The organism is Pseudomonas syringae, assembly GCF_023278085.1.
Lineage (GTDB): Bacteria > Pseudomonadota > Gammaproteobacteria > Pseudomonadales > Pseudomonadaceae > Aquipseudomonas > Aquipseudomonas syringae_Q.
In genome coordinates this window covers 4,490,269-4,510,923 of sequence record NZ_CP066265.1, presented here as the reverse complement: position 1 = coordinate 4,510,923, position 20,655 = coordinate 4,490,269, and the positions used below count along the sequence as shown (strand labels likewise).

General features: G+C 57.3%; 17 protein-coding genes and 1 pseudogene. 7 read left to right on the top strand and 11 right to left on the bottom strand.

The window, feature by feature from the left end; genetic code table 11:
- The first annotated feature begins 68 nt into the window (after positions 1-68).
- A pseudogene (locus tag I9H07_RS20125) lies at positions 69-880 on the top strand (type III effector).
- A 160-nt stretch (positions 881-1,040) separates the two neighbouring features.
- On the opposite strand, the gene I9H07_RS20120 reads toward I9H07_RS20125, so the two are convergent.
- Entirely contained in the window at positions 1,041-3,986 is a 2,946-nt protein-coding gene (locus I9H07_RS20120) for an autotransporter domain-containing protein (protein WP_236427109.1), read from the bottom strand.
- Positions 3,987-4,591: 605 nt separating this feature from the next.
- Between I9H07_RS20120 and I9H07_RS20115 the strand changes: the two genes are divergently transcribed.
- Together I9H07_RS20115 and I9H07_RS20110 are read left to right on the top strand one after the other, a co-directional pair.
- Positions 4,592-5,860, top strand: coding sequence for an OmpP1/FadL family transporter (locus I9H07_RS20115; RefSeq protein ID WP_058824472.1), 1,269 nt, complete (start codon positions 4,592-4,594; stop codon positions 5,858-5,860).
- A 279-nt stretch (positions 5,861-6,139) separates the two neighbouring features.
- Positions 6,140-6,640 (top strand): hypothetical protein, encoded by a 501-nt coding sequence (locus I9H07_RS20110; protein ID WP_236425547.1) that lies wholly within the window; start codon positions 6,140-6,142, stop codon positions 6,638-6,640.
- 54 nt (positions 6,641-6,694) lie between these two features.
- Here I9H07_RS20110 and I9H07_RS20105 read toward each other — a convergent pair whose 3' ends face one another.
- The 3 genes from I9H07_RS20105 to I9H07_RS20095 all read right to left on the bottom strand — a co-directional run bounded on the left by I9H07_RS20105 (position 6,695) and on the right by I9H07_RS20095 (position 9,499).
- Entirely contained in the window at positions 6,695-7,201 is a 507-nt protein-coding gene (locus I9H07_RS20105) for a hypothetical protein (protein ID WP_024672981.1), read from the bottom strand.
- Between the two features lie 228 nt (positions 7,202-7,429).
- A complete protein-coding gene (locus I9H07_RS20100; RefSeq protein WP_236425549.1) occupies positions 7,430-9,052 on the bottom strand; it encodes an ATP-binding response regulator in 1,623 nt (540 codons plus the stop codon).
- A gap of 222 nt (positions 9,053-9,274) precedes the next feature.
- The gene (locus I9H07_RS20095) at positions 9,275-9,499 is read right to left on the bottom strand and encodes a hypothetical protein (RefSeq protein ID WP_024672983.1); all 225 of its coding nucleotides are present in this window, start codon (positions 9,497-9,499) and stop codon (positions 9,275-9,277) included.
- A 356-nt stretch (positions 9,500-9,855) separates the two neighbouring features.
- Here I9H07_RS20095 and I9H07_RS20090 point away from each other — a divergent pair, with 356 nt between their 5' ends.
- The 3 genes from I9H07_RS20090 to I9H07_RS20080 are packed head-to-tail and all read left to right on the top strand — an operon-like array spanning position 9,856 to position 14,620.
- The gene (locus I9H07_RS20090; protein ID WP_024672984.1) at positions 9,856-11,112 is read left to right on the top strand and encodes an HlyD family secretion protein; all 1,257 of its coding nucleotides are present in this window, start codon (positions 9,856-9,858) and stop codon (positions 11,110-11,112) included.
- Positions 11,109-13,259 (top strand): peptidase domain-containing ABC transporter, encoded by a 2,151-nt coding sequence (locus I9H07_RS20085; RefSeq protein WP_058393080.1) that lies wholly within the window; start codon positions 11,109-11,111, stop codon positions 13,257-13,259. The genes I9H07_RS20090 and I9H07_RS20085 overlap by 4 nt, the downstream gene beginning before the upstream one ends.
- On the top strand, positions 13,259-14,620 hold the full coding sequence (locus I9H07_RS20080; protein ID WP_032606213.1) for a TolC family protein: 1,362 nt from the start codon (positions 13,259-13,261) through the stop codon (positions 14,618-14,620). The genes I9H07_RS20085 and I9H07_RS20080 overlap by 1 nt, the downstream gene beginning before the upstream one ends.
- 15 nt (positions 14,621-14,635) lie before the next feature.
- Here I9H07_RS20080 and I9H07_RS20075 read toward each other — a convergent pair whose 3' ends face one another.
- Entirely contained in the window at positions 14,636-15,259 is a 624-nt protein-coding gene (locus I9H07_RS20075; RefSeq protein WP_024672987.1) for a response regulator, read from the bottom strand.
- A 288-nt stretch (positions 15,260-15,547) separates the two neighbouring features.
- On the opposite strand from I9H07_RS20075, the gene I9H07_RS20070 reads away from it, so the two are divergent.
- Positions 15,548-17,161: an ATP-binding response regulator gene (locus I9H07_RS20070; RefSeq protein WP_236425694.1), complete on the top strand. Its 1,614-nt coding sequence runs from the start codon at positions 15,548-15,550 to the stop codon at positions 17,159-17,161.
- 29 nt (positions 17,162-17,190) lie between these two features.
- Here the strand turns inward: I9H07_RS20070 and I9H07_RS20065 are convergent, their stop codons facing one another.
- From I9H07_RS20065 to I9H07_RS20040, 6 genes are all read right to left on the bottom strand, one after another.
- Positions 17,191-17,406 carry a hypothetical protein gene (locus I9H07_RS20065; protein ID WP_236425693.1) on the bottom strand — a complete coding sequence of 72 codons (216 nt, stop codon included), beginning with the start codon at positions 17,404-17,406 and terminating at the stop codon, positions 17,191-17,193.
- A gap of 194 nt (positions 17,407-17,600) precedes the next feature.
- Complete coding sequence (locus I9H07_RS20060) at positions 17,601-17,801, bottom strand: hypothetical protein (protein WP_236425692.1); 201 nt, start codon at positions 17,799-17,801, stop codon at positions 17,601-17,603.
- 59 nt (positions 17,802-17,860) lie between these two features.
- A complete protein-coding gene (locus I9H07_RS20055) occupies positions 17,861-18,070 on the bottom strand; it encodes a hypothetical protein (protein WP_024672991.1) in 210 nt (69 codons plus the stop codon).
- A gap of 203 nt (positions 18,071-18,273) precedes the next feature.
- Positions 18,274-19,350, bottom strand: a complete 1,077-nt coding sequence (locus I9H07_RS20050) for a protein-glutamate methylesterase/protein-glutamine glutaminase (RefSeq protein ID WP_024672992.1) — start codon at positions 19,348-19,350, stop codon at positions 18,274-18,276.
- A complete protein-coding gene (gene cheD / locus I9H07_RS20045; protein WP_058393083.1) occupies positions 19,313-19,846 on the bottom strand; it encodes a chemoreceptor glutamine deamidase CheD in 534 nt (177 codons plus the stop codon). Before cheD ends, I9H07_RS20050 begins: the two co-directional genes overlap by 38 nt.
- A complete protein-coding gene (locus I9H07_RS20040) occupies positions 19,843-20,652 on the bottom strand; it encodes a CheR family methyltransferase (RefSeq protein ID WP_058393084.1) in 810 nt (269 codons plus the stop codon). Before I9H07_RS20040 ends, cheD begins: the two co-directional genes overlap by 4 nt.
- Between the last annotated feature and the right edge of the window lie 3 nt (positions 20,653-20,655).

Here is a 20,655-nt window from a genome sequence, read left to right as displayed (position 1 = left end):
GGAGCGGCCTGTTTCGGCGCCTCCCTAGCCTCTATTTTCATAGCCGATAGATGACAGGTATAAACGCTATGCCTATAAAAAGACCCGCGCTCAATCTAAAGCTCGATACGTCACTGGCTCAGCCGCCTGTGAAGAAGGATACAGGTGCAGAATTGCGCCGTTTGAATCAGAGCGAGGTACGTGCCAACACTCCGACACTCCGACACGTTTCGCCTTGAATCATCGTGCCCCCACTTATGAGGTCGCGCAAAGCGCTCTGGGCGAAGACCACGGTGGCTGGACGGCCGTCAATCATCTCAAGATGACAGGCACTGAAGTCTTTATTCATATGAGTCGCAAGGACCCCAAGTGCAAAGGCGAGTTTGCCGGCGACAAGATCCACCTCAGCGTTGCGCCTGAGCATGTGCCCAGCGCATTCAATGCGATAGGCAAAATACTGCAGGCAAGCGATAGCCCGGTAGACACGTGGAAAGTGACTGACATGAACTGCCTGGATTCGGATATGCCGGCCGCCAAGCAGCGTGTGGCCCTGGGTGCTCAGTTCACCATTTACGCCAAGCCAGACCGTGCCGATAACACCTACAGCCCAGAATACATGGGGAAAATGAGGGGCATGATCAGCAGTATCGAACAGGAGTTGAAATCAGCCGGTGTAGCGCAAAGCAACAATCGCCCGGACTCGGATGTCGCACCCGGGCACTGGGCCTATGCGTCTTATCGCAATGAACACAACAGCAACAGGGCAGGGTCATCCCACCAGCACAAGAACCTTGAAGCAGAACCTTTTTTTCAATTGGTCTCTTTCTCTGATGCCGCATCCGGGGCATCCAGGTTGAGTACTGAGCAACACGCGTTGCTGCCACCGCCATGGGCCAGGTAAAACGGTTTTGCCTGATTCACCGTCGTCCATTTTGGTCATGATGATGTCGGTGAGGTGTTGAGCAATACGACGCCGAGCGGTTGTTCAATGAGGTCGGGCTGGAGACCACCCAAGGCAAACCTGCCCTGAATAGTCATCCAGCCCGACGTTGCAACTACGGTCAGAAGCGGACCGTCACCCCTGCGTTTACCGAATGGAAACGAGTGTCGGTACCGAACTGCCCTTGATAGGACAGGCCCAGGTCGGTCTGACGATTCAAGCGCAGTTTCGCGCCTACTTCGGTCAGCGCCGTGTTGCGGGTTTGAGCGACGCCTTGCACTTCGAAGTTTGGACCACCGGCAAAGCTCTGGTCGTTGCGCGGATCCAGATCACCAAAGGCACGTCGCCATCCCAGCGAGCCGTACACCTGAGTATCGAGGTTCGCGATACGGGTATTCGTCGATGCGCGCAGGCCCAGCGTCGAGAAGACGGTGTCCTGCTTGTCGCTGGACACGTCCAGAGCCGCGGGTCCGCCTTTTTCGTGCAGATCCTTGGCGTCGTAACGCACGTAGGAAAGGCCGGCGAAAGGTTCCAGAGCCACGCTGCCTAACGGTATTTGGTAGGCCGCTTCACCACTTGCCTGCAGCGATTGGGCGTTGCGTTTGCCGGTCAGGTGATCACTGAATCCTGCAAATGCCACATTCCGCTCGCTCTCCAGACGGTGCCAGGTGTAACCGACGTCGGCGCTGAGGCGCAACGCGTCGATCTGGCCACCGGTATAGAGGCCCAGATGGTAGTTATCGCTGTGGCCCTCGGCATCGCGGTCATCGGCATCGAACTTCGAGCGGCTATAGCCGGCATAGACGCCGCCGCGCCAGTCCGGGGTAAAGCTGCCGTCGGCGCCGAATAGCAGACCGCCGGTGCTCTGGCTCAGACCGCCCGCACCTTTATTGCCGTCGACCTTGGTCCAGTTGCCAAATGGCTGCACCCAGGCACCGTTTTCGGCGGCGGGCGTGCTGGGCATCAGGTTGAGTGCCATGGCTGGCATGCGCAACGTCCCGCTATCGAGCAGATTGCGCACACGGGTTCCCAGCACGCCGGACACCACCTGGCTGTTGGCGATCAGCGCGGTCGACGTGCTGCTGTGGTAATCACCGGACAGTTGATCGGCAGCGTTGCGAGCGCTTGCGGCATCCAGAATCAACAGGTTGTTGTAAAGGCGCAGGGGTTCGCCACTTTGCTGCAGTACGCTCAGCGCGCCAGCGGTATTGAACTGGTTTTGGGTCAGCATGACGGACTGGAAGATGCCTGGGGCTGGAGCTGGCTCAGGTGTCGGCGTCGGCGTCGGTGTAGGAGTCGGTTCTGGAGTTGGAGTTGGAGTAGGTTCCGGCGTAGGTGTTGGCGTAGGCGTAGGCGTAGGCTCCGGAGTTGGAGTCGGTTCTGGAGTAGGTGTAGGTGTCGGCTCTACGTTTTTTTGCTCGATGGTGAGGTTCAGATCATTGGCGGTGCGCTGCAGCCCGACATTCAGGAACGCAGAATTGGTAAGCGCCTGGGCATAGGCAGTGCCTGCGGCGGCGCCGTCAACCAAACCGCCTTGGGCGGAGAGCAGGGTGTAGGTTCTGCCACTCTGATAGCTCTGCGCCGGATCCAGCGCAGTCACGTTGACCTGCGTACCGCGCAGGATGGCGGTGCCGCTCACGTTGATCTTATCGGCTCTGCCGTCGCCCGCGATGTCCGCGGCGTAACGCGAACCGGCGGCCATGTCCAGGTCCCCTTGTATCGCCAGCGCACCTATGGCGTTTTCCCCTGGCGATAGCGTACCGCCCGAGGCGACCTGGGTGGTGCCCACCTGACCGACGCCGGCCAGAATACCTCCGTCCAGTACCTGGGCGCTGTTGGTGTAGGTTCCGAATTCGGTGCGGCCCGCAATGCCGTTGACCACCAGGGTGCCGTTGCCTACGTTAAACCGCGAAACGCTTTGGGTGGTGGCAGTGTTGCCGCGCTGATTGAGCTGGTCGACGTTGCCCGACAGCACCAGTCGACCGCCGCGCACCACAACGCTACCGGCCAACCCAGAGATGTCGCCGCTCAGCGTGGTATTGCCGTTGAACGCATACACTCGGCCTGTTCCGTTCAGCGTGTTGGCGAACTGCAGATCGGGGTCGGTATGGTTGAATGCAAGGTGCCCGTTTCCGGTGCCGAAAGTAATGGCGGTTTGCGGGTCTATCCGGCCTGCCGCCTGAGGTGTTCCGGCACTCACGAAATCGATATCAGTACGGTTAGGATCGACCACGAGCGCGCCGCCAACAATAAGCGTGCCTCGTGTCGCATTGTTGATGTCGTTCACAGTACTGATAAGGATACCGTTGGTGGCGCTCAGCTCGGCGCCGTCGGCCACTGTCAGGTAGGTGCGGGTTTCGTTAGTACCGAGCGTTATGTTTTGCGCTGCCAGGCGCGTGCCTTGCCCGGTAATATTCACCTGATTGCTTCGGCTGCTGACGGCTGAACCCAGTCGCAGAGAGTTACTCGTCAGTACTGCGCCGTTCTCGAGGGTCAGATCGTTTTTGTTAAGGAAAGAGCCGCTGTTGTCCCAGCGCGTTCCTGCACCGGAAAGCCTGACGACGGAGTCAATGTCGACCTGCTGGCTGTTGATTTTGCCGCCATCATTGGCCGTGATGCTCGAGCGATAGACAAACACTCCGCCGGCCTGGATGTTGACTGCATCGACCAAGGAGTTCTGACCACTCACCGACAGCGTCGCGTTCGAAAATGCATTGGAACGGGCGCCAAAAACGTCACCTAAATCCAGATCCCGAACCGACACTTGCCCGCCGTTACGGACCGTCAGGTCACCCTGACCGACACCACCGACAACGATGCTATTACCGAGCACGAACGAGGTGCGAGGCACGACCCAGCGCGAACCCGCCCCTTCAACCACAACGTTGGCCTGAGCCATGTTGACGCCGGTACGGCTGGCTTGACCCACGATACGGCCGCCTTCGCTGGTCACGGTTGCGCCGCTGTTGATCGTCAGGGTGGAGGTGTTGCCGTCAGTTGAATTAACGTCGATCGCGCCATCGATTACGCGGTCGCTGCTAAAGGTGTCTTGACCGTTAGTGAGCACATAGTCAACGGCCTGAGCCTCTGGGAGCAGTGCAAGCGTAATCGCAAACGCGAGAGGGGATATTCTGAATAAGGGATTCATAGCGACTCCAGATACTCCATAAAGGCCACGAGGGTGGCTGCCAGCCTTGAGGGCTTAGGCGTTTTCCGTTCGGCAGGTTGCCAACGTCGGGAGTATCAGGAGGCGAAGGTGTAATGGATATAGCACGCATGTACTAGCGGTCACTCAATTTAGCCACGATTAATCAGTTACCCAGGCATGCCGTAGTTCAATAGCTCATCTGTACTATAGAAGTCTGCGGTTGCAGTCCTTATTCTCGTGCGGGTGATCTTAAAGGCTCGCGAGAAGCGACGGCGGTTCAAACACATGGAACATGAAGTCTCCAAACTTACCGAGCAGGCTCGATGAAAAGTAAACGCGCTTACAGGGAGGGTTAGTTCAGTGTAATGCGTTGTTAGTTGGACGGTGCGCAGCCCCGCTTTTGTCGGACTGCGGGCGGGGTGTCTGGAGTGGCGCGTTTCTTTCGTGCTCTTTTAATCATGCGTTTGCCGAGGGTTTTTCTTCGGCAAATTGAAAATCACGATGGCCGTAGACTAAAAATGACCTTGTTGAAGACCACACTTGGCCTCGCCGCTGTATTTGCCTCCTCTCATCTTCTTGCTGGCGGTTTTGCCCGTACCGAGCAGAGCATCGCCGGCATGGGCAGCGGTCAGGCCGGCCGTGCGTCGATGGCCGAGGACGCCAGCACGGTGTACGGCAACCCGGCGGGTATGGCGCGGCTGGACGATAGCCAAATCACTGCCGGTGTCACGTTCATTGACGCATCCACCGATATCAGTCATGCCGCCGGTCGCTCACGGGGCAGCAACGACGGCGATATGGTGCCTTTCAGCTCGGTTCCATTCGGGTTTTATACGCAGAAAATCGATGAGCGCTGGGCGTTTGGATTGGGGCTCTATGCACCCTTTGGTTTGTCCACCGACTATGAAAACGGTTTTCAAGGCCGGATGTTTGCCAGCAAAAGCGATATCAAGGTGGTGACAGTGCAACCCACCGTCAGCTACGCCTTCAATGAAAGGCTGTCGATTGGCTTCGGTCCTACTTTCAATCGAATTGCCGGGACGCTGGAGTCAGATATCACGCTCAATCCGGCCATTGCTGACACCCGGGTGAAAGTTTCAGGTGATGACACTGCCGTGGGCTTCAATATCGGCGTGTTATTCAATGCAACCGACTCCACCCGCGTAGGCCTGACCTACCATTCCAAGGTCGATTACAAACTGGGCTGCCACACGCAAGTTTCCACCGGCGCAGGAACGCCACCGCAGTTGCTCGCGAGCAACCGCTATGACTGCACGTTGAAAGTGGCCACCCCGGAGTCCTATGATCTTTCAGTCACTCACGCGCTGAGTGACGCCTGGACCCTTTACACCAGTGCGACCTGGACCGGCTGGAGCAGCATGCAGGATTTGAGTCTGCGCAATCAGCCGGTTTCCGCTGCGCAAGGTGGCTCGCTGGCCTCGGCACTGACCGGCTCCATTCAGGAAGGCTTGAACTGGCACGATACATGGGCCTATGCAGTTGGCACTGCGTACCGATTAGATCCGCAGTGGGTGTTGCGAGCTGGCTTGATGTTCGATCAGTCGCCGACCAGTAACACCGGACGTTCGCCACGCACACCGACAGGCGATCGCCAGATATTCAGTGTAGGAGCGGGTTATGACGTCACACCGCAACTGACCCTTGATGTCGCTTACTCCTATCTTCAGGAAGAGAGTGTCGATGTCAGCCGCGCCAACGCGCTGGGCAGCTACAGCGCGACGTACAAAAGCCATGCGAGCTTGTTCGGCGTCGGGGCGACCTACAGGTTTTGATCCTGAAGACACGCTCACAACGCTGCTGTTTGCGAGTGATGTTATGGAGCCTGTCACTTGGCGGAGCCAGCCTGGCAGGCTGTTCAGGTTTTAGCGTTGATGAAATAAAAGCTCAACAGTTCGCTTCCAGGGGCAGGCGCAGTGTGCGTTATAGCGCATCTGTACTATTGAGGCGTCCTCACGTCGTAGATAGAGTCGCGTGCGAAGTTATGTGCAGTGTTTATTTAAATAATTGATGCCTGGGTAAATCATGTACCCAACCGTCGGCGGAGTGTGTGAATGAAAAGTGCAGCCTTGTTTCCGTTAGTTCTGGCATTGTCAGGATGCGCGGGGCTTGATCAGGCCATGTCGGTGACAAACGGGATCTTTGACCAGACCGGGGACTTGTTGAGTGGGGATCTCCGAGGGCTGACAGAGGCCAAACAGACGACATTGACTGAAATCTGGAATGATTGGGAAACGAATGAAGTCACTGCCAAGGAAAAATGGGACGCCCACACATTGATCATCCCTGGTGTTGTGCAGCGTATTACCAAAACCGGAACGGTCATCGGTCAGAATCAGATTGCGATCATCTTCACTGACCCCAAGAACCCCAAATGCACCGGCCAAGGGTTGACCCGCGATGATCTGCTGGTGAACAAGAAGAAGATCAGCGGTTTGAAGAAAGGCGACAAGATTGTGATGAAGGGTGTTCTCGGCACCAGCGAGTCGAAATGGACCGACAATGACTCCTGCTGGCTGTCTTTTGACAAGGCTGAGTTTACGCTTCAAAAGTAAACGTTGAGCGCCGGTAATCGCAGTATTACCGGCTTCAAACCTTTTGCTGAGCGGTCAGTATGTGTAGAACCGGTCGACCGTCTCGCCGTTGAAGTGTATGACTATCTTTTTGATCACCTTTTTCATACCCGTACTTTTCGTTCCTGTGACGGTGCTGACGTCATCCATCACATCTTCGGCATCTCCCAAGTGACCATCTGCCTGCGCCAATGCTGAGCCCGACGTTCCGCTGCCGTACTTGTAACTGTACTTGTAGGCCATTTTCTTTAGCATCGCCACGCCTGATTCGCCGCGCTCGTACCACCACTGTGCGGAGTTGTCGCCTACATCATCCTCCGCCGAAGTCGGAGCGCCAAATTTCGCCCGGATTTGAGATTTGGTCGATTTTTTGGGAATGATATTGGCTTTTATATAGTCAGGCTCAAACTTAGGCTCACCCGTCAACGCATCCAGCCCACCAAGAGGATTACTGCCTCCCGTCGAGCAGGCCGTCAAAGTGGCCATGACTGTCATCGCAACCGCTAAACCTTTTAGCCGCGCCAGTGAATAATAATTGCCCATGCCGAATGCCCCTGAAGGTAAATCAGTTGTAAGGTTTTTATAGACAGACAGAAACGTGCGAAAAAGCCTTGCGGTGACAGGCTTCGCAGCGTCTGAATATGCTGAAGTTGTTTCTTTCTCAGCTTAGGCTAACGGTGTAAGTGTTCACTATAGTACAGGTGTACTAGCGCAGTATTTAACGCCGTTTTACTCGCACTCACGTGCCTACTAATTAGTTGATTATCGCACTCAAGACCCGGTAAGCGACGCCGCTCCACGACTCGTCGTTTGCATCAAGTCCATCTTGAAGCTTATGAGCAGTGAACGCAGTTCCGCAGGCCGCACGGGTTTGGACAGCACCGGTATCTGCGGGTCATTCAGCGATTGCTGAACGTGCTGAATCTCGTGGCCGGTGATGACGATTGCAGGTATCCGGCGGCCATGCAATTCGCTCAGGTGGCTGATGTAGTCGGCACCGGTGGCGCTTCGGTCAAGATCGAAGTCGGTCACCACCAGATCGCAATCGACGCCCGCCTGAGGGATGGCGGAAGCGGTCTGGACGTCGCAGCCCCATTTACGCAGCAGCATCGCGGTGGCCTGCAGCACGTTGTAATTGTCTTCGATCAGCAGAACACGTAAACCCCCCAACAGGCGTTTGTTCCAGTCGATGTCCGGGACGGGCGCAACTTGCCGTGCCGCCACAATCGGTAGTCCGCTGATAACGACCACAGTGCCTTTATTCAGGCGTGAACCAATCCGGATGTGCAGCTTCAGCAGATCGGCGATGCGTTTGACGATACTTAGCCCGAGCCCTACGCCCTCGATATCCTGATCACGCTCTTCGCGGACACGATAAAACTCGTTGCACAGATGCGGAAGATGCTTTTCCGAAATGCCGCGGCCCCTGTCGTAGACGCCGATGTCCAACGCCCCATTGCGGCGTCGGCCGGCAATAAGCAAGGGCTTGCCGGGGGCGTATTTGAAGGCGTTTGAGATCAGGTTTTGCAGCAGGGTGCGCAGCAGCGCAGGGTCGCTGCATGTATGCTGTCGGCACGGTCGCACGCGAATTTCGACCCCGGCCCAATTGGCTGCTTCACTGTTCTGGCTGACCAGGCCATTGATTAATGCGTCGACATCAATCGTCTCGAGGCGTGGATTCACTTCTCCCTGATTGAGGGTGTAGATATCCAGCAACGAGCGGAAAAGCTGCTCTACCGCGCTGAGGGCCCGGTCAATATTTTCGACCAGGCGGCGCTCGTCTGCGCCCAGCGAAGCATCGCGCAGGCAGGCCGTGAACAGGCTGATGGAGTGAATGGGTTGCCTCAGGTCATGGCTGGCCTGGGCGAGAAACCGTGATTTCGCCTCATTGGCCGCCTGGGTTTCATTCAGCGCGATGTGCAGCCGCGAGAGCAAGAAGTAAACGAACGACGGCAGCACCAGCATCGTCAGGATCATCATCATCGCAACGGCGGGATGCTCCTGCAGGAAGGGCGTGAGCTGGATGATCAGGCATAACGACGCCAAGGCAAGGCCGGTCGCCAGCAACAGGTAATTGCGCCCGTAGCGCATGCCATAACCCACCGTCATGCTGAGCATCACCGAATAAACCGGCAGCATCGGTTCGCCACCCACGGTGATAGTGACGATTCCGGCCATGTTATCGACGATCAGCGCGAACATTCTGCGCCGGGTAGACACACCGGGTCGTACTGCAATACGCCAGATCAGACCGACACCAACGACGGCAAAGCCCAGGCAATAGCCGAGAATGACCCACATTCGGCTGCCGGGCATGTTGTCCAGTGCGTGCATGATCAACGCGTAAAGTGCAGAGGTGGCAATAACGGCCATGCGCAACAGGGCCTGGATCATTTCCAGGTCTCTGCATCGGGAGAGAATCGACATCGCGTTTTCCTGGTCAGTCCAGTACGGCTGAGAGGCACGTCAGGTGTTCAGCGCGTCGAGGGCGGTACAGTGATTTAGATAAGAGAAGAGGGGTGACAATGTCGGCGCGCTGTACAGCGGGCTTTTGATGTTCGGGAGTACGGAACCCGGAGGGAGTCCGGGTCCTGTAGTCCATGTGAGGTGGCTTTATCAGCTCTGCCAGGTGGTGTAGTAGATTGGAATGCCGCGCGAGTTGGTGATCGATGCGTAGTTATGGCCGGGGGCAAATGACTCGCCACCCGCGAAGGTATAACCAAAAGCACTGAACTCAATACCACCACCCACTTGGTCCAGCTCTGCTTCATTCAACAGTCGGACGTCCTGACCGGTACGAAGCGCGTCGTGTGTTTTCTTTGGGTTAATTGCTTGAGTCATGGCGTCGTTTCCTCTGAACGGGTCATTTAAACGTTAAGTCTTTCGTAGCAACGACCTACGGCAGACAGCGTTATTAAAATCATCCCCTGACTCGAGTCGCAATAGTACACATGAGCTATATGGGGCTGTGTCTTTTGGCTATTAGTTCATATGTGCTATTGAGAGGGGCGGTCGCTAACGCTTTAATACTCCGCGCTTTAAACACTCTAAACGTCAGCCGGCCCATGAATGTTTTGTCCGTTACTCACGTGGCGGCTGCATGACTCTGTCAGGCCTCTATTCGCCCGCTACTGAAACACTATTGAGCCTTTATGGTTTTTATGGCGCATTCCTGATGATTGACGCGACGTACATTCATGCTCTTTCGACCTGAAGCGCTCGACGCACAAAAGCGCAGTACGCTGGGTACGGTCTTGTTGGTCAGCCCGGTGTCGATGCGCCTTGCAGCCGCCGTCGCGCTGCTGTTCTGCATCTGCATGGGCCTGTTTCTGACCTTCGCTACCTACACCAAACGTACTGCTGCAAGCGGTGTGCTGCTGCCTGAAACAGGCCTGATCAGGATTTATGCGCCACAAGCCGGTGTGGTTAACCATCTGCGTATCACCGAAGGACAGCCGGTGAATGCCGAAGCCGTGTTGATGGCGTTGTCCAGTGATACGCAAAACGGCGAAGCGGGCGGTGCGCAACGGGCGATCAGCCTGTCGATCAAACGCCGCCAGGAAAGCCTGACTCAGGAGATCGACGAGACCCTGGCCTTGCATCAGCAGGAGCTGGAGGGCAAAAAACGTCAGGTCGAAGCGCTGGAAACCGAGCAGCAGAAAATACTCGCGCAAATCGACCTGGCGCGTCAGCGGCTGGCGTTGACCAAAGGGATTGCCGAACGCTACGCCAACCTGCAACGCCAGGATTACGTATCGCGTGATCAGCTTCAGGAAAAAGAAGACGCCGTGCTGGACATGCGCTTGCGCGGTGAAGAACTGAATCGCTCGCTGCTGACCGTGCGCGCCGAAAGCACCAGGCTGCGCGCTGAGCTGGTCGAGCTACCCTTCAACCAGAGCAAGCAACTGGCTGACCTGCAACGCAGGCTGGCCGAGAGTCAGGACCAACTGGTCGAAAGTGAGACCAAGCGGGAGATTCTGATCACTGCGCCAACCGACGGTGAGGCAACCGCCCTCTCGGTCGCCAACGGTTCACGGGTCGACAGTGCGCGGCCGCTGCTGAGCATCGTGCCCGCCGATGCAACACTTCATGCGGAGTTGTATCTGCCCAGTCGCTCGGTAGGCTTTGTCCGCGTGGGCGATACCGTGATGTTGAGTTACCAGGCCTATCCCTATCAGCGCTTCGGCCTGCAGCCGGGCACCGTGTCGTCAATTTCCCGTACCGCATTGCCCGCTGATGAAGTCATGACGCTGGGCAATGTCTCCGAACAGATGCGCGAGCAGGGCCCTTTCTATCGGGTCACGGTCGCGCTGGCGTCTCAAACCATCGAGGGTCAGGGCAAACGCGAGCGTTTGCGCTCCGGTATGCAGCTGGACGCCGACATCATGCAGGAAAAGCTACCGCTCTATGAGTGGCTGCTCGAGCCTTTGCGCGGAATAGGAAAGCGCCTTTGAACCTCAAAAATGCGTTCACTTTCGGGGTTGGAAGAAAACTGCCGGTGGTGCTGCAGGCCGAAGCCACTGAGTGTGGCCTGGCGTGCATGGCCATGATCGCCAGTTACCACGGACAACACAGCGACCTTTTTTCTCTGCGTGAACGTCTTTCGCCGTCGATGAAAGGCGTCAACCTCAAGCAGCTGACCCGCATGGCCGCGCAACTCGGGCTGGGCAGCCGGGCACTGCGCGTCGAATTGAGTGCGCTGGGTCAACTGCAACTGCCTTGCGTGCTGCACTGGAACTTCAACCATTTTGTGGTGCTCAAGGAGGTCACTGCGCACGGCTTAGTGGTACATGACCCAGCGCGTGGCCTGTGCAAGCTGTCGCTGGATGAGGTGTCGGCGGCTTTTACCGGCGTGGCGTTGGAGATGTGGCCGGAGAGTGACTTCCAGCCGGTCGCTGCCCGGCCGCCCATTCCGTTGCGCAAACTGCTGGGGCGAGTACGCGGATTTGGCCGGGTGCTCACCCACGTGCTGCTGTTGGCGCTGGCGCTGGAGCTGTGCACCATTCTCAGTCCGTTCTTCATGCAGACCGTGATCGATAAGGTGCTGGTCAGTGCCGATCTGGATCTGCTGGCGGTGCTGGCCATCGGTTTCGGCATTCTGTTGATCATTCAGCACAGTGTTGCGCTGGCCCGCGGGTGGGCGCTGATGTACCTGGGTACGATGCTCGGTTCACAGTGGCAGATTAACGTGTTCACTCATCTGCTGCGTTTGCCGGTGGCGTTTTTCGAGCGCCGCCATCTGGGCGATATCGTCTCGCGCTTCGGCTCTCTGAAGTCGATCCAGCAGACGGTCACCACTTCGTTCATTGAGGCGATGCTCGACGGACTGATGACCGTCATCACGCTCGGACTGATGATTGCTTACAGCCCGAAGCTGGCGCTCGTCGCCGTGGTGGCGATGGTGATTTATGCCCTGGCGCGCTGGGTCTGGTTTGGGCCGTTGCGGCGAGCCAGCGAGAATCAACTGGTCCATGCGGCTCGTCAACAATCGCACTTTCTGGAAAGCGTGCGCGGCGTGCGCACCATCAAGCTGTTCAATCGCCACGAGCAGCGCTGCAACGCCTGGAGTGCCTTGCTGGTGGAAGAAATCAACGCCGGTCTGCATCCCCAGAAACTGCAACTGGCCTATCGGACCTTCAACGGCGTTCTGTTCGGGCTGGTGACGATCATTGTCATCTGGCTGGGCGCCAGGCTGGTGCTGGAAGGGCAGTTCAGTGCCGGGATGCTGATTGCATTCAACTCGTACAAAGAGCAGTTCAACGGCCGCGTCGCCGGGCTGATCGACAAGATCGTTGACGTCATCATGCTGCGCCTGCATGGCGAACGCCTGGCCGACATTGTGCTGCAGGAGGCCGAGCCGTTTTCTGGCCTTGATGCATTCGATGACGCCAGCAGTGAGAAAGCGCCCAGCCTTGAAGTGCGTGATCTGCGCTTTCGCTATTCCGAGTATGAACCTTACGTGCTGGACGGTGTGTCGATCCATGTCAGCGCTGGCGAGTCGGTTGCTATCGTCGGTCCATCGGGCGGCGGCAAAAGCACTTTGCTCAACGTCATGCTCGGCATCCTGGCCCCCAGCGCTGGCAGTGTCCTGCTGAATGGACTGCCGGTCGGGCCTGAGCATGTCAACACGTTGCGGCGCCTGACCGGCACGGTACTTCAGGATGACGTGCTGTTCGCCGGGTCGATTGGCGACAACATCAGTTTTTTCGAGACCGGTGCCGATCAGCACTGGATCGAGCAGTGCGCACGGCTGGCCGCTGTCCACGATGATATTGCTCAGATGCCGATGGGCTACAACACGCTGGTGGGCGACATGGGCACGGTATTGTCCGGCGGCCAGAAGCAGCGGGTATTGCTGGCCCGGGCGCTGTATAAAAAACCGCAGTTGCTGTTTCTCGATGAAGCGACCAGCCATCTGGACATTGCTCGCGAAGCGGCGGTCAATCAGGCGCTTCAGGCGTTGAATATCACCCGGATCATTGTTGCCCACCGACCAGAAACCATTCGCTCGGCGGATCGGGTCGTGGCGCTTGCCAATGGTCGAATTGCCTACGACGGCCCTGTGCTCGAAGAGCCTTCAGCTCGGGGTTCCGAGCCGTGATGCGCGGTGTCGGCGGGTGGGCTTTGTTGAGTGCCGCCGGTATGTTGCTGGCGTCGCTGTGCATGGCGGATAACCGCGTGGAGGCTTGCCCTGGTTCCAGTCGGCTGCCCGATACCCTGAACCTCGCAACGGCGGTGTCTGTCGCGTTATGTGCCGATCCCAAGCTAAGTGAAGCGTGGCTGACCGAGCTGGCGCGTCAGGCGGAAATGGACGCTGAGCACTCGGCCTACTACCCGAACGTGGAAGGGCAGTTTCAAAAAGGTCGGGCCGGCAAGACCACGCGTTATCCGGGTTTCTCCGAAGCCAATTCAAGGCTGAACGCCAGTACCAGCATCTATGGCCTGAACATGAGCTGGGTGCTCTTCGACTTCGGGCTTCGCGCCGCAAAAGTCGAAAGTGCCCGCCAGTTATTAAACGCCGCCAGTAGCAGCCGCATTGAAGAAGTGCAGAAGTCGATGCTTGCCACCGCCAGGGTCTTTTACCAGGTGCAGGCCAACACCGCTTTGTTGCAGGCCAAAGTCAGTGCTGAACGTCTTGCCGACAACAGCTTGAAAGCTGCTGACGCGAAATACCGTGCTGGCGCCGGCGAGCAGACGGATCGTCTGCAGGCGCAATCCAGTTTTGCCGAAGCGCAGCTGGATCGGGTAATGGCGGAAGGTGACCTGGCCGCGGCGAGAGGCGAATTGGCCAGCCAGCTCGGGTTATCGCCTGCTGCCCCGCTCAAACTGGTTGCGCTGGATGAACCGGGCAGCGAAGACGTGGCGTTTCTGGGCGACGTCAATGCGCTGATGGAGCAGGCCAAGGCGTTACATCCGGCCATAGAAAAAGCCCGCGCAGACTGGGCGGCGAGTCAGGCAAAAGTTGAGGCAGCGAAAGCCCAGGGCCGACCTACCGTCTCGCTGTTCAGCAACTACAGTCGTCAGGACACGCCCGTCGAGCAGGTTTCCACCCGGCAGGAGATAGACACCTGGACAATCGGCGTGCAAATCACGGTGCCGATTTTCGATGGCTTTCTCAATCGGCGCAGGGCGAGGGCTGCCAGTTACGAAAGTGCTGCTCGCGAACAGGCGTTGCATGAGGTTGAAAACAGTATTGCGCTGAGCGTCTGGAAGAGTCAGCAGGCGCTGGAATCCAGAACCCGCGCACTGGCCATCAGTCGTCTGTTTGTTGAGAGTGCGAGCAAGTCTTATGAAATTGCCCAGGGTCGTTACAAAGCGGGTGTAGGCAGTATTCTGGAGCTTCTGCGCTCTCAGAATGACTTGGCTTCAGCGACGCAAAAGCGCGTGGAATCGTTGGTCAACTGGCATAACGCCAAGCTGCAACTGGCCTCTGACCTTGGCAGTCTGAACATCGGAGACTGAACGTTTTTCAAGCAGTTACTTGATCGCCAGGCTGGAGAATTGCGCTGCGGCGGCCGATCGAGTGGACACTCCCAGCACCTTGAGCAGACTGGACACGTGTATACGCACAGTGAACGGCGATATACCCAGATCCTTGGCAATCTCCTTGTTGGTTTTACCGGCGGCCACCAGGCTAAGCACTTGTTTCTGACGGGCAGTCAGGGGGCTTAGTGCGTTAACGGCCGATTCGTTGAAAATCGAGCCTTCAGACTTGTACTTGACGACGACTTCGCCCTGACGAATGGCGACGATGGAGTCGGTTATTTCCTGCGGGTCGATGTTCTTGCCGATAAAGCCATCAGCGCCATTCAACATGACCTGGGAGATTGTCTCTGGATCATCGATCATCGAAACCACGATGATCGAGGTGCGTCGGAACTCATTGCGCAGTTCGGCGATGGTGTGCATCGACTCCAGGCCAGGGAAGCGCAGGTCGAGAATCAGTGTGTCAACTTCGTCACCGGAGCGCGCCAGCGTCAGCACTTCATTGAAATTGCCGGCTTGCTCAATGATGGCTTCTGGCAATAGACGTTCGATGGTACGCAACATGCCTTCACGAAATAAGGGGTGGTCGTCAGCCACTATGATTCTGCACGCCATGCCTCTGCTTCCGAATTTTTAGTCGGCTTATCATACTTGATAGCAACAATTTGTATCGCCTGTGATACACATTTAAAGTCATTATTTGAGCGCTAGCGCGACACCCTGAAAAAGTCGGTTTGTATGATGCCAGTCAGATGATAGTGGCCAGTAAAGTTGGATTAAGTTGCCGCGCAAAATGGCACGCCACACGCCTGTACCGCGCTCGATCATAAACGGCATGTAAGCGGTAGTCTCCGGTGGCCGCTCGTCGAGCGGTACGAGTTCGCAGTAAATCGAGGTGCGGTGATGAAAGACCGGAAAAACGCTGAACTGGATCAGGCGACGCTGAGGCTGATCGTGGCAACGTGCGCGATCACCTATGTGTCGCTGGTGGGGTTTCTTCCCGGGCTCGACGTGGCGAAGTATCAGCCGATCATTCTCTACTATGCGGGCTTTCTGGTGGTTTCCCTGATCCTGCGCCAGCACATCATCAGTTACCCGGGTGTATTTCCGGTACGCCGTGTACTCGGGATGGTCCATGACTACACCGGAATTTCCGTCGGCCTGGTCGTGGGCGGTGAGGCGACGCTGCCTATTTTCAGTGTGATGGTCTGGGTGACCCTGGGTAACGGCATGCGCTTCGGCTCGCGTTACCTGGCAATTGCCGCGTCGCTGGCACTGCTGGCGATATTGATCATCTATCAATTGACGCCGTACTGGCAGGCGCAACCGTTCATGGTGCTGATGCTGGTTGCTGTCACGATTCTGGTGCCTGGCTACGCCCACATTCTGTTGGTGCGGGCTCGGCAGGCGTCAGAGCAGGCGACCGTTGCCAACCGTGAGAAAGAGCGTTTTCTGGCCCAGGCGAGCCATGATCTGCGCCAGCCCATTCACTCCATCGGCATGTTCACTGCGTGTCTGCGCGCCAGCCCGCTTGGCGAATACGAGCGACAACTGGTCGACAACATTGATCGTTCCCTGCACAACGTTTCGCAGTTGTTTCGCTCGATTCTGGATATCTACACGCTGGACAGCGGCAAAGTGTCGGCCAAGTCGGACGTGGTCAATCTGGGTGACATGCTCAATGAAATCGCGCAGCAAAATACGGCAGCTGCCCGATGGGCCGGCGTCGAATTGAGAGTCCGGCCGTGTCGGCGCTGGGTCAGAGTCGATACCTCATTACTGGCCACGATGGTGCAGAACATTCTGTCCAATGCACTCAAATATGCCCCCGAGCACCCGGTGCTGATCGGTGTGCGTCGCCACAACGGCGGCTTGTCGATCAGCGTGCACGATCAGGGACGCGGCATCGCGGCTGAGCATCTGCCCAAAGTCTGTGACGAGTTCTATCGGATTCGGCACGTGCGTGACAAGGACGTTGAAGGCGTAGGGCTGGGGTTGTCCATCGTCAAGCGGCTCAGTCAGATTCTGAATGTACAGATTGCCATCGATTCGCGGGTCGACCGCGGTACCACGGTGACCATCCATGGGCTGGAGGAGGTGAGTGCACCGGTGCAGCCTGTGCGCAGAAAGCCATTGGGCGACAGCCTGCTGAAAGGCGTCAGGATCTGTCTGGTGGAAGACGACCACAACGTGCTTATGGCGACCGCCGCGTTGCTGGAGCGATGGGGGTGCGAAGTCCAGACCGCGCGTTCCGCCGAGGGCCTGATTACCGATTGCGACATCATCGTCGCCGATTACGATCTGGGGACGACGGCCAACGGCCTTGATTGCATCGAACGTATACGGGCTGCCCGTGGCTGGGACGTACCGGCGCTTATCGTCACCGGGCGGGAGGTGGAAATTGTTCTGGAATCGATGCACGGCGCGGAAGTATCCGTGCTGTCCAAGCCGCTGCGCCCCTCGGAATTGCGCCTGAACCTGTTGTCGGTTCGCGAAAGACGGGTGAATGTGCCCTGACCTTGGCGCAGGTCAGGGCGCACAGAACATCAGCCAACGAACGGCCCGCGAATGTCTGACGGTGGAGGCACGTCAGGGAATGGATAGAGGCAGACCGGATCAGGCTTGATCACACCAATGCCGGGTACCGGCATGATGGTGAAATCGGCACCACCGCAGACCCGCTGCAACTCGGCGTCTGTGAGTTCATGAGTCTGGCGTATACCGACTGAAATGTCGGTGGTTTTCAGATTGCGAATAGTCATGTCAAACCTCTCCATGTGGGTAGGGGGCACGCTTTTTACGCAGGACGTTTATAAGCAGGATTGCCTGAACCTCGGCCACTATCAACTTAATCTCCAGACGCTAGCTTCATATGATTTCTGCAGCCGGATCGATAGATGAAGGCGGTTTGAGACTCAGGCAACCCTGACAGACTGTTTGCCAAGAACATGCCGTTTTATGAGCAGGAGGTATCATCCCTGCTATTGTCACGCTGGAACTTGGTAACAGTGGCCACGGCGGCAAACATGCCCGCGAGCCCAATGTAATGCCCAGGAAGTCCCAGACTGGCTGCAACCAAGAAGCAGAGTGCTGCAAGCCAGAACAGTCCTGACGAATTGATGGTTTTTCCAAACAGTTCTTTACGATCGGAAATCATAAGGGTCTCCACTGTCCTGCGTGGATGGCGTATGGCGCCACTCAAGCAATATGAAGCCGTTACTGCGCCATCGTCTGATAGGCATCGAACGCACTGGCTGCGGCAACGCCAACCAGAATCGCGCCAGCGCCGACAGCGGTAACCGGTGCCAGCGCCGTCGCAGCCGCCACTACGCCAATGGCTGCCACGCCTTCGCCGACGGTCATGCCGCCGCCAATCTGCGACATTTCGTTTTCGCTGAGTTCACGAACACTCACATACTTATTCATGTTTCATTACCTTTATCTAACGTCAGTTAAAACCCGTTTGGTAAGTAAGCGACTTGCAGGTCGCGTCAATAATAATTAATGAGTGTGTGAAAGAATGAAATAGTACACGTGTGCTAGCGAGTGTGCGTGATCTTGAAATGCATCCATTTAGCGTGCCTTTTAATGCGCGTGCTCAATGACCCTCTACAGCAACTTATCGTCCATCACCTGTGCAAAATCACCTGGTGAATCTCCTGCAGCGGAACAATCCGCTGCGCAGCATTCAGTTTGATCGCTTCCTTGGGCATGCCGAACACCACGCAACTGGCCTCATCCTGAGCCACGGTCGAGCTGCCGGCATCCAGCATCTCCTTGAGGCCGCGTGCGCCGTCGTCGCCCATGCCGGTCATGATGATGCCGGTAGCGTTTTTGCCGGCGAATTTGGCGACCGAGCGAAACAGCACGTCTACCGAAGGGCGGTGCCGGTTGACCAGCGGGCCGTCGATGACCTGCACGTGATAATAGGCGCCGCTGCGGGTCACCATCATGTGTTTGCCACCGGGAGCGATCAGGGCCAGGCCGGGCAGGATGCGGTCGTTGTTTCTGGCTTCGCGCACTTCGATCTGGCTCAAGCTGTTCAGGCGTTCGGCGAATGAGGCGGTGAATTTCTCCGGCATGTGCTGGACGATGACCATGCCCGGGCAGACGCGGGGCAGGGCGGTCAGTACCGCTTCCAGTGCCTGGGTGCCGCCGGTTGAGGTGCCGATGGCGACGATGCGTTCGGTGGTCTGCGCCATGGAGTGACCGCTGGCGGCGGGAAGAATGGCATCAGCGGTGAGTTTGCTGGCGGGGTTCAGTACCGGGGCGGCACTACGCTTGCCAAGGTTTCTGACATTGGAATTGGCCGCCGCTCGAATGGCGGCCACCAGTTCGTTGGCTGATTCGAGCAGGAAGTTCTTCAGGCCGGTGGTGGGTTTGGTGATGATTTCCACCGCCCCGGCAGACAGCGCCTGCAACGACGTTTCCGCGCCTTTCTGAGTCAGCGACGAGCAGATCACCACCGGTGTCGGCCGCTCGCTCATGATTTTCTTGAGGAAGGTGATGCCGTCCATACGCGGCATTTCGACGTCCAGTACGATGACATCCGGCCACTCCTGAGCCAGCTTGCTCATGGCGAAGATCGGGTCTGACGCCGCGCCCATGACATGTATATCGGGGGTGTCGTTGAGAATCGCCACGAGTACCTGACGAACTACAGCCGAATCATCGACCAGCAGTACGCTGATTTTTTTGTTTGGCATCTTTTTCCATTGCTTCCATTGGTTGGTGCCTGACCCATACGTTTCCGTCCCACAGGTCGAAGATGATGTTGCGATGCCCGGTGCTGCCCAGGTCCTGAGCGGTCAGTTGTAGATGGTGTTGCCCGGCCAGCGCAAGCGCCGCGTGAATGTTGCGGTCGGCGACGTTGTGCATGTGCGGATCGAGACGCTGGGTGGGGAACATTTCGCCGCCGCCGAACAACTTGACCTGATACTCCGCGGGCAAGGTGCCGTTGGCCAGAGCATGGCGGATCAGTATTTCCATCGCTTCGTCAGCGTATTTGCCATCCAGCGGCTGGTGCTTGCGGATACGTCCCGGCAGCATGAAATGGCACATACCGCCAATATGCCGGTACGGGTGCCAGAACGTGATTGCTACACATGAACCCAACAAAGTGCGCAGGCGCGCAGGCCGGGTCTCGAAGATCACGTCACCGGGAGCCAGCACTATTTCGGAAACGCCGACGGGCGTGTTCATGGTTTGCGGTATATCGAAGGGGAGACCATTTTCAGCATGTCGTTCACACCGTTGAGGCTTTCCGAGTGGCTGATAATGAAATAGCCACCGGGTTTGAGACGCGGTATCAACCGCGCCACCACCTTGCTTTTGGTCTCCTGATCGAAATAAATCATCACGTTGCGCAGAAAAATCACATCGAACTCGCCCAGGTCAGGGAGGGTGTCATTGAGATTGACCTGCACGAAGCTGACCCGGCTGCGCAACGATTTGTCGATCAGGAAAGTGCCCTCCTGGCGTCCTATGCCTTTCAGACAGTATTTGACCAGCAAAGGTTGCGGCAGGGTTTCGGTGCGTTCCAACGGATAGTGGCCGCTGCGAGCCTTGCTCAGTACACGGGTGCTGATGTCTGAGCCGATCACTTCCCACGGCATGCTGCCTAGCTGTTCCGCAAGCGTCATTGCCAGGCTGTAGGGCTCTTCGCCAGATGAACTGGCAGCGCTCCAGACCCTGAATACCTTGCCCGGCACCACCTTCGGCAGCACCTGCTGGCGCAGGAACTCAAAGTGCTTGGGCTCACGGAAGAAGTACGTCTCGTTGGTGGTCAGCAGGTCCAGCGCAATTTGCAGCTCGCCATTGCGCTGGTCGGTCATGATCAGCTTGAAATACTCGCCGTAGCTGTCCAGCTCGTAATGCTTGAGGCGTTTGAACAGGCGGCCTGCGACCAGTGCCTTCTTGGCCAGGGTCAGTTTGATGCCCGCCGCGCTATACAGCCAGGACTGGAACTGGCCGAATTCGCGATCAGTGAGCGACGCTGTGTCAGGCATGCT

What these genes read in the sequence shown, in the direction of transcription:
- I9H07_RS20110 (WP_236425547.1), top strand. Translation starts at nt 6,140, where the DNA reads ATGAAAAGTGCAGCCTTGTTTCCGTTAGTTCTGGCATTGTCAGGATGC.
- I9H07_RS20105 (WP_024672981.1), bottom strand. Translation starts at nt 7,201, where the DNA reads ATGGGCAATTATTATTCACTGGCGCGGCTAAAAGGTTTAGCGGTTGCG.
- I9H07_RS20100 (WP_236425549.1), bottom strand. Translation starts at nt 9,052, where the DNA reads ATGATCCAGGCCCTGTTGCGCATGGCCGTTATTGCCACCTCTGCACTT.
- I9H07_RS20095 (WP_024672983.1), bottom strand. Translation starts at nt 9,499, where the DNA reads ATGACTCAAGCAATTAACCCAAAGAAAACACACGACGCGCTTCGTACC.
- I9H07_RS20090 (WP_024672984.1), top strand. Translation starts at nt 9,856, where the DNA reads ATGCTCTTTCGACCTGAAGCGCTCGACGCACAAAAGCGCAGTACGCTG.
- I9H07_RS20080 (WP_032606213.1), top strand. Translation starts at nt 13,259, where the DNA reads ATGCGCGGTGTCGGCGGGTGGGCTTTGTTGAGTGCCGCCGGTATGTTG.
- I9H07_RS20075 (WP_024672987.1), bottom strand. Translation starts at nt 15,259, where the DNA reads ATGGCGTGCAGAATCATAGTGGCTGACGACCACCCCTTATTTCGTGAA.
- I9H07_RS20070 (WP_236425694.1), top strand. Translation starts at nt 15,548, where the DNA reads ATGAAAGACCGGAAAAACGCTGAACTGGATCAGGCGACGCTGAGGCTG.
- I9H07_RS20065 (WP_236425693.1), bottom strand. Translation starts at nt 17,406, where the DNA reads ATGACTATTCGCAATCTGAAAACCACCGACATTTCAGTCGGTATACGC.
- I9H07_RS20060 (WP_236425692.1), bottom strand. Translation starts at nt 17,801, where the DNA reads ATGATTTCCGATCGTAAAGAACTGTTTGGAAAAACCATCAATTCGTCA.
- I9H07_RS20055 (WP_024672991.1), bottom strand. Translation starts at nt 18,070, where the DNA reads ATGAATAAGTATGTGAGTGTTCGTGAACTCAGCGAAAACGAAATGTCG.
- I9H07_RS20050 (WP_024672992.1), bottom strand. Translation starts at nt 19,350, where the DNA reads ATGCCAAACAAAAAAATCAGCGTACTGCTGGTCGATGATTCGGCTGTA.
- cheD (WP_058393083.1), bottom strand. Translation starts at nt 19,846, where the DNA reads ATGAACACGCCCGTCGGCGTTTCCGAAATAGTGCTGGCTCCCGGTGAC.
- I9H07_RS20040 (WP_058393084.1), bottom strand. Translation starts at nt 20,652, where the DNA reads ATGCCTGACACAGCGTCGCTCACTGATCGCGAATTCGGCCAGTTCCAG.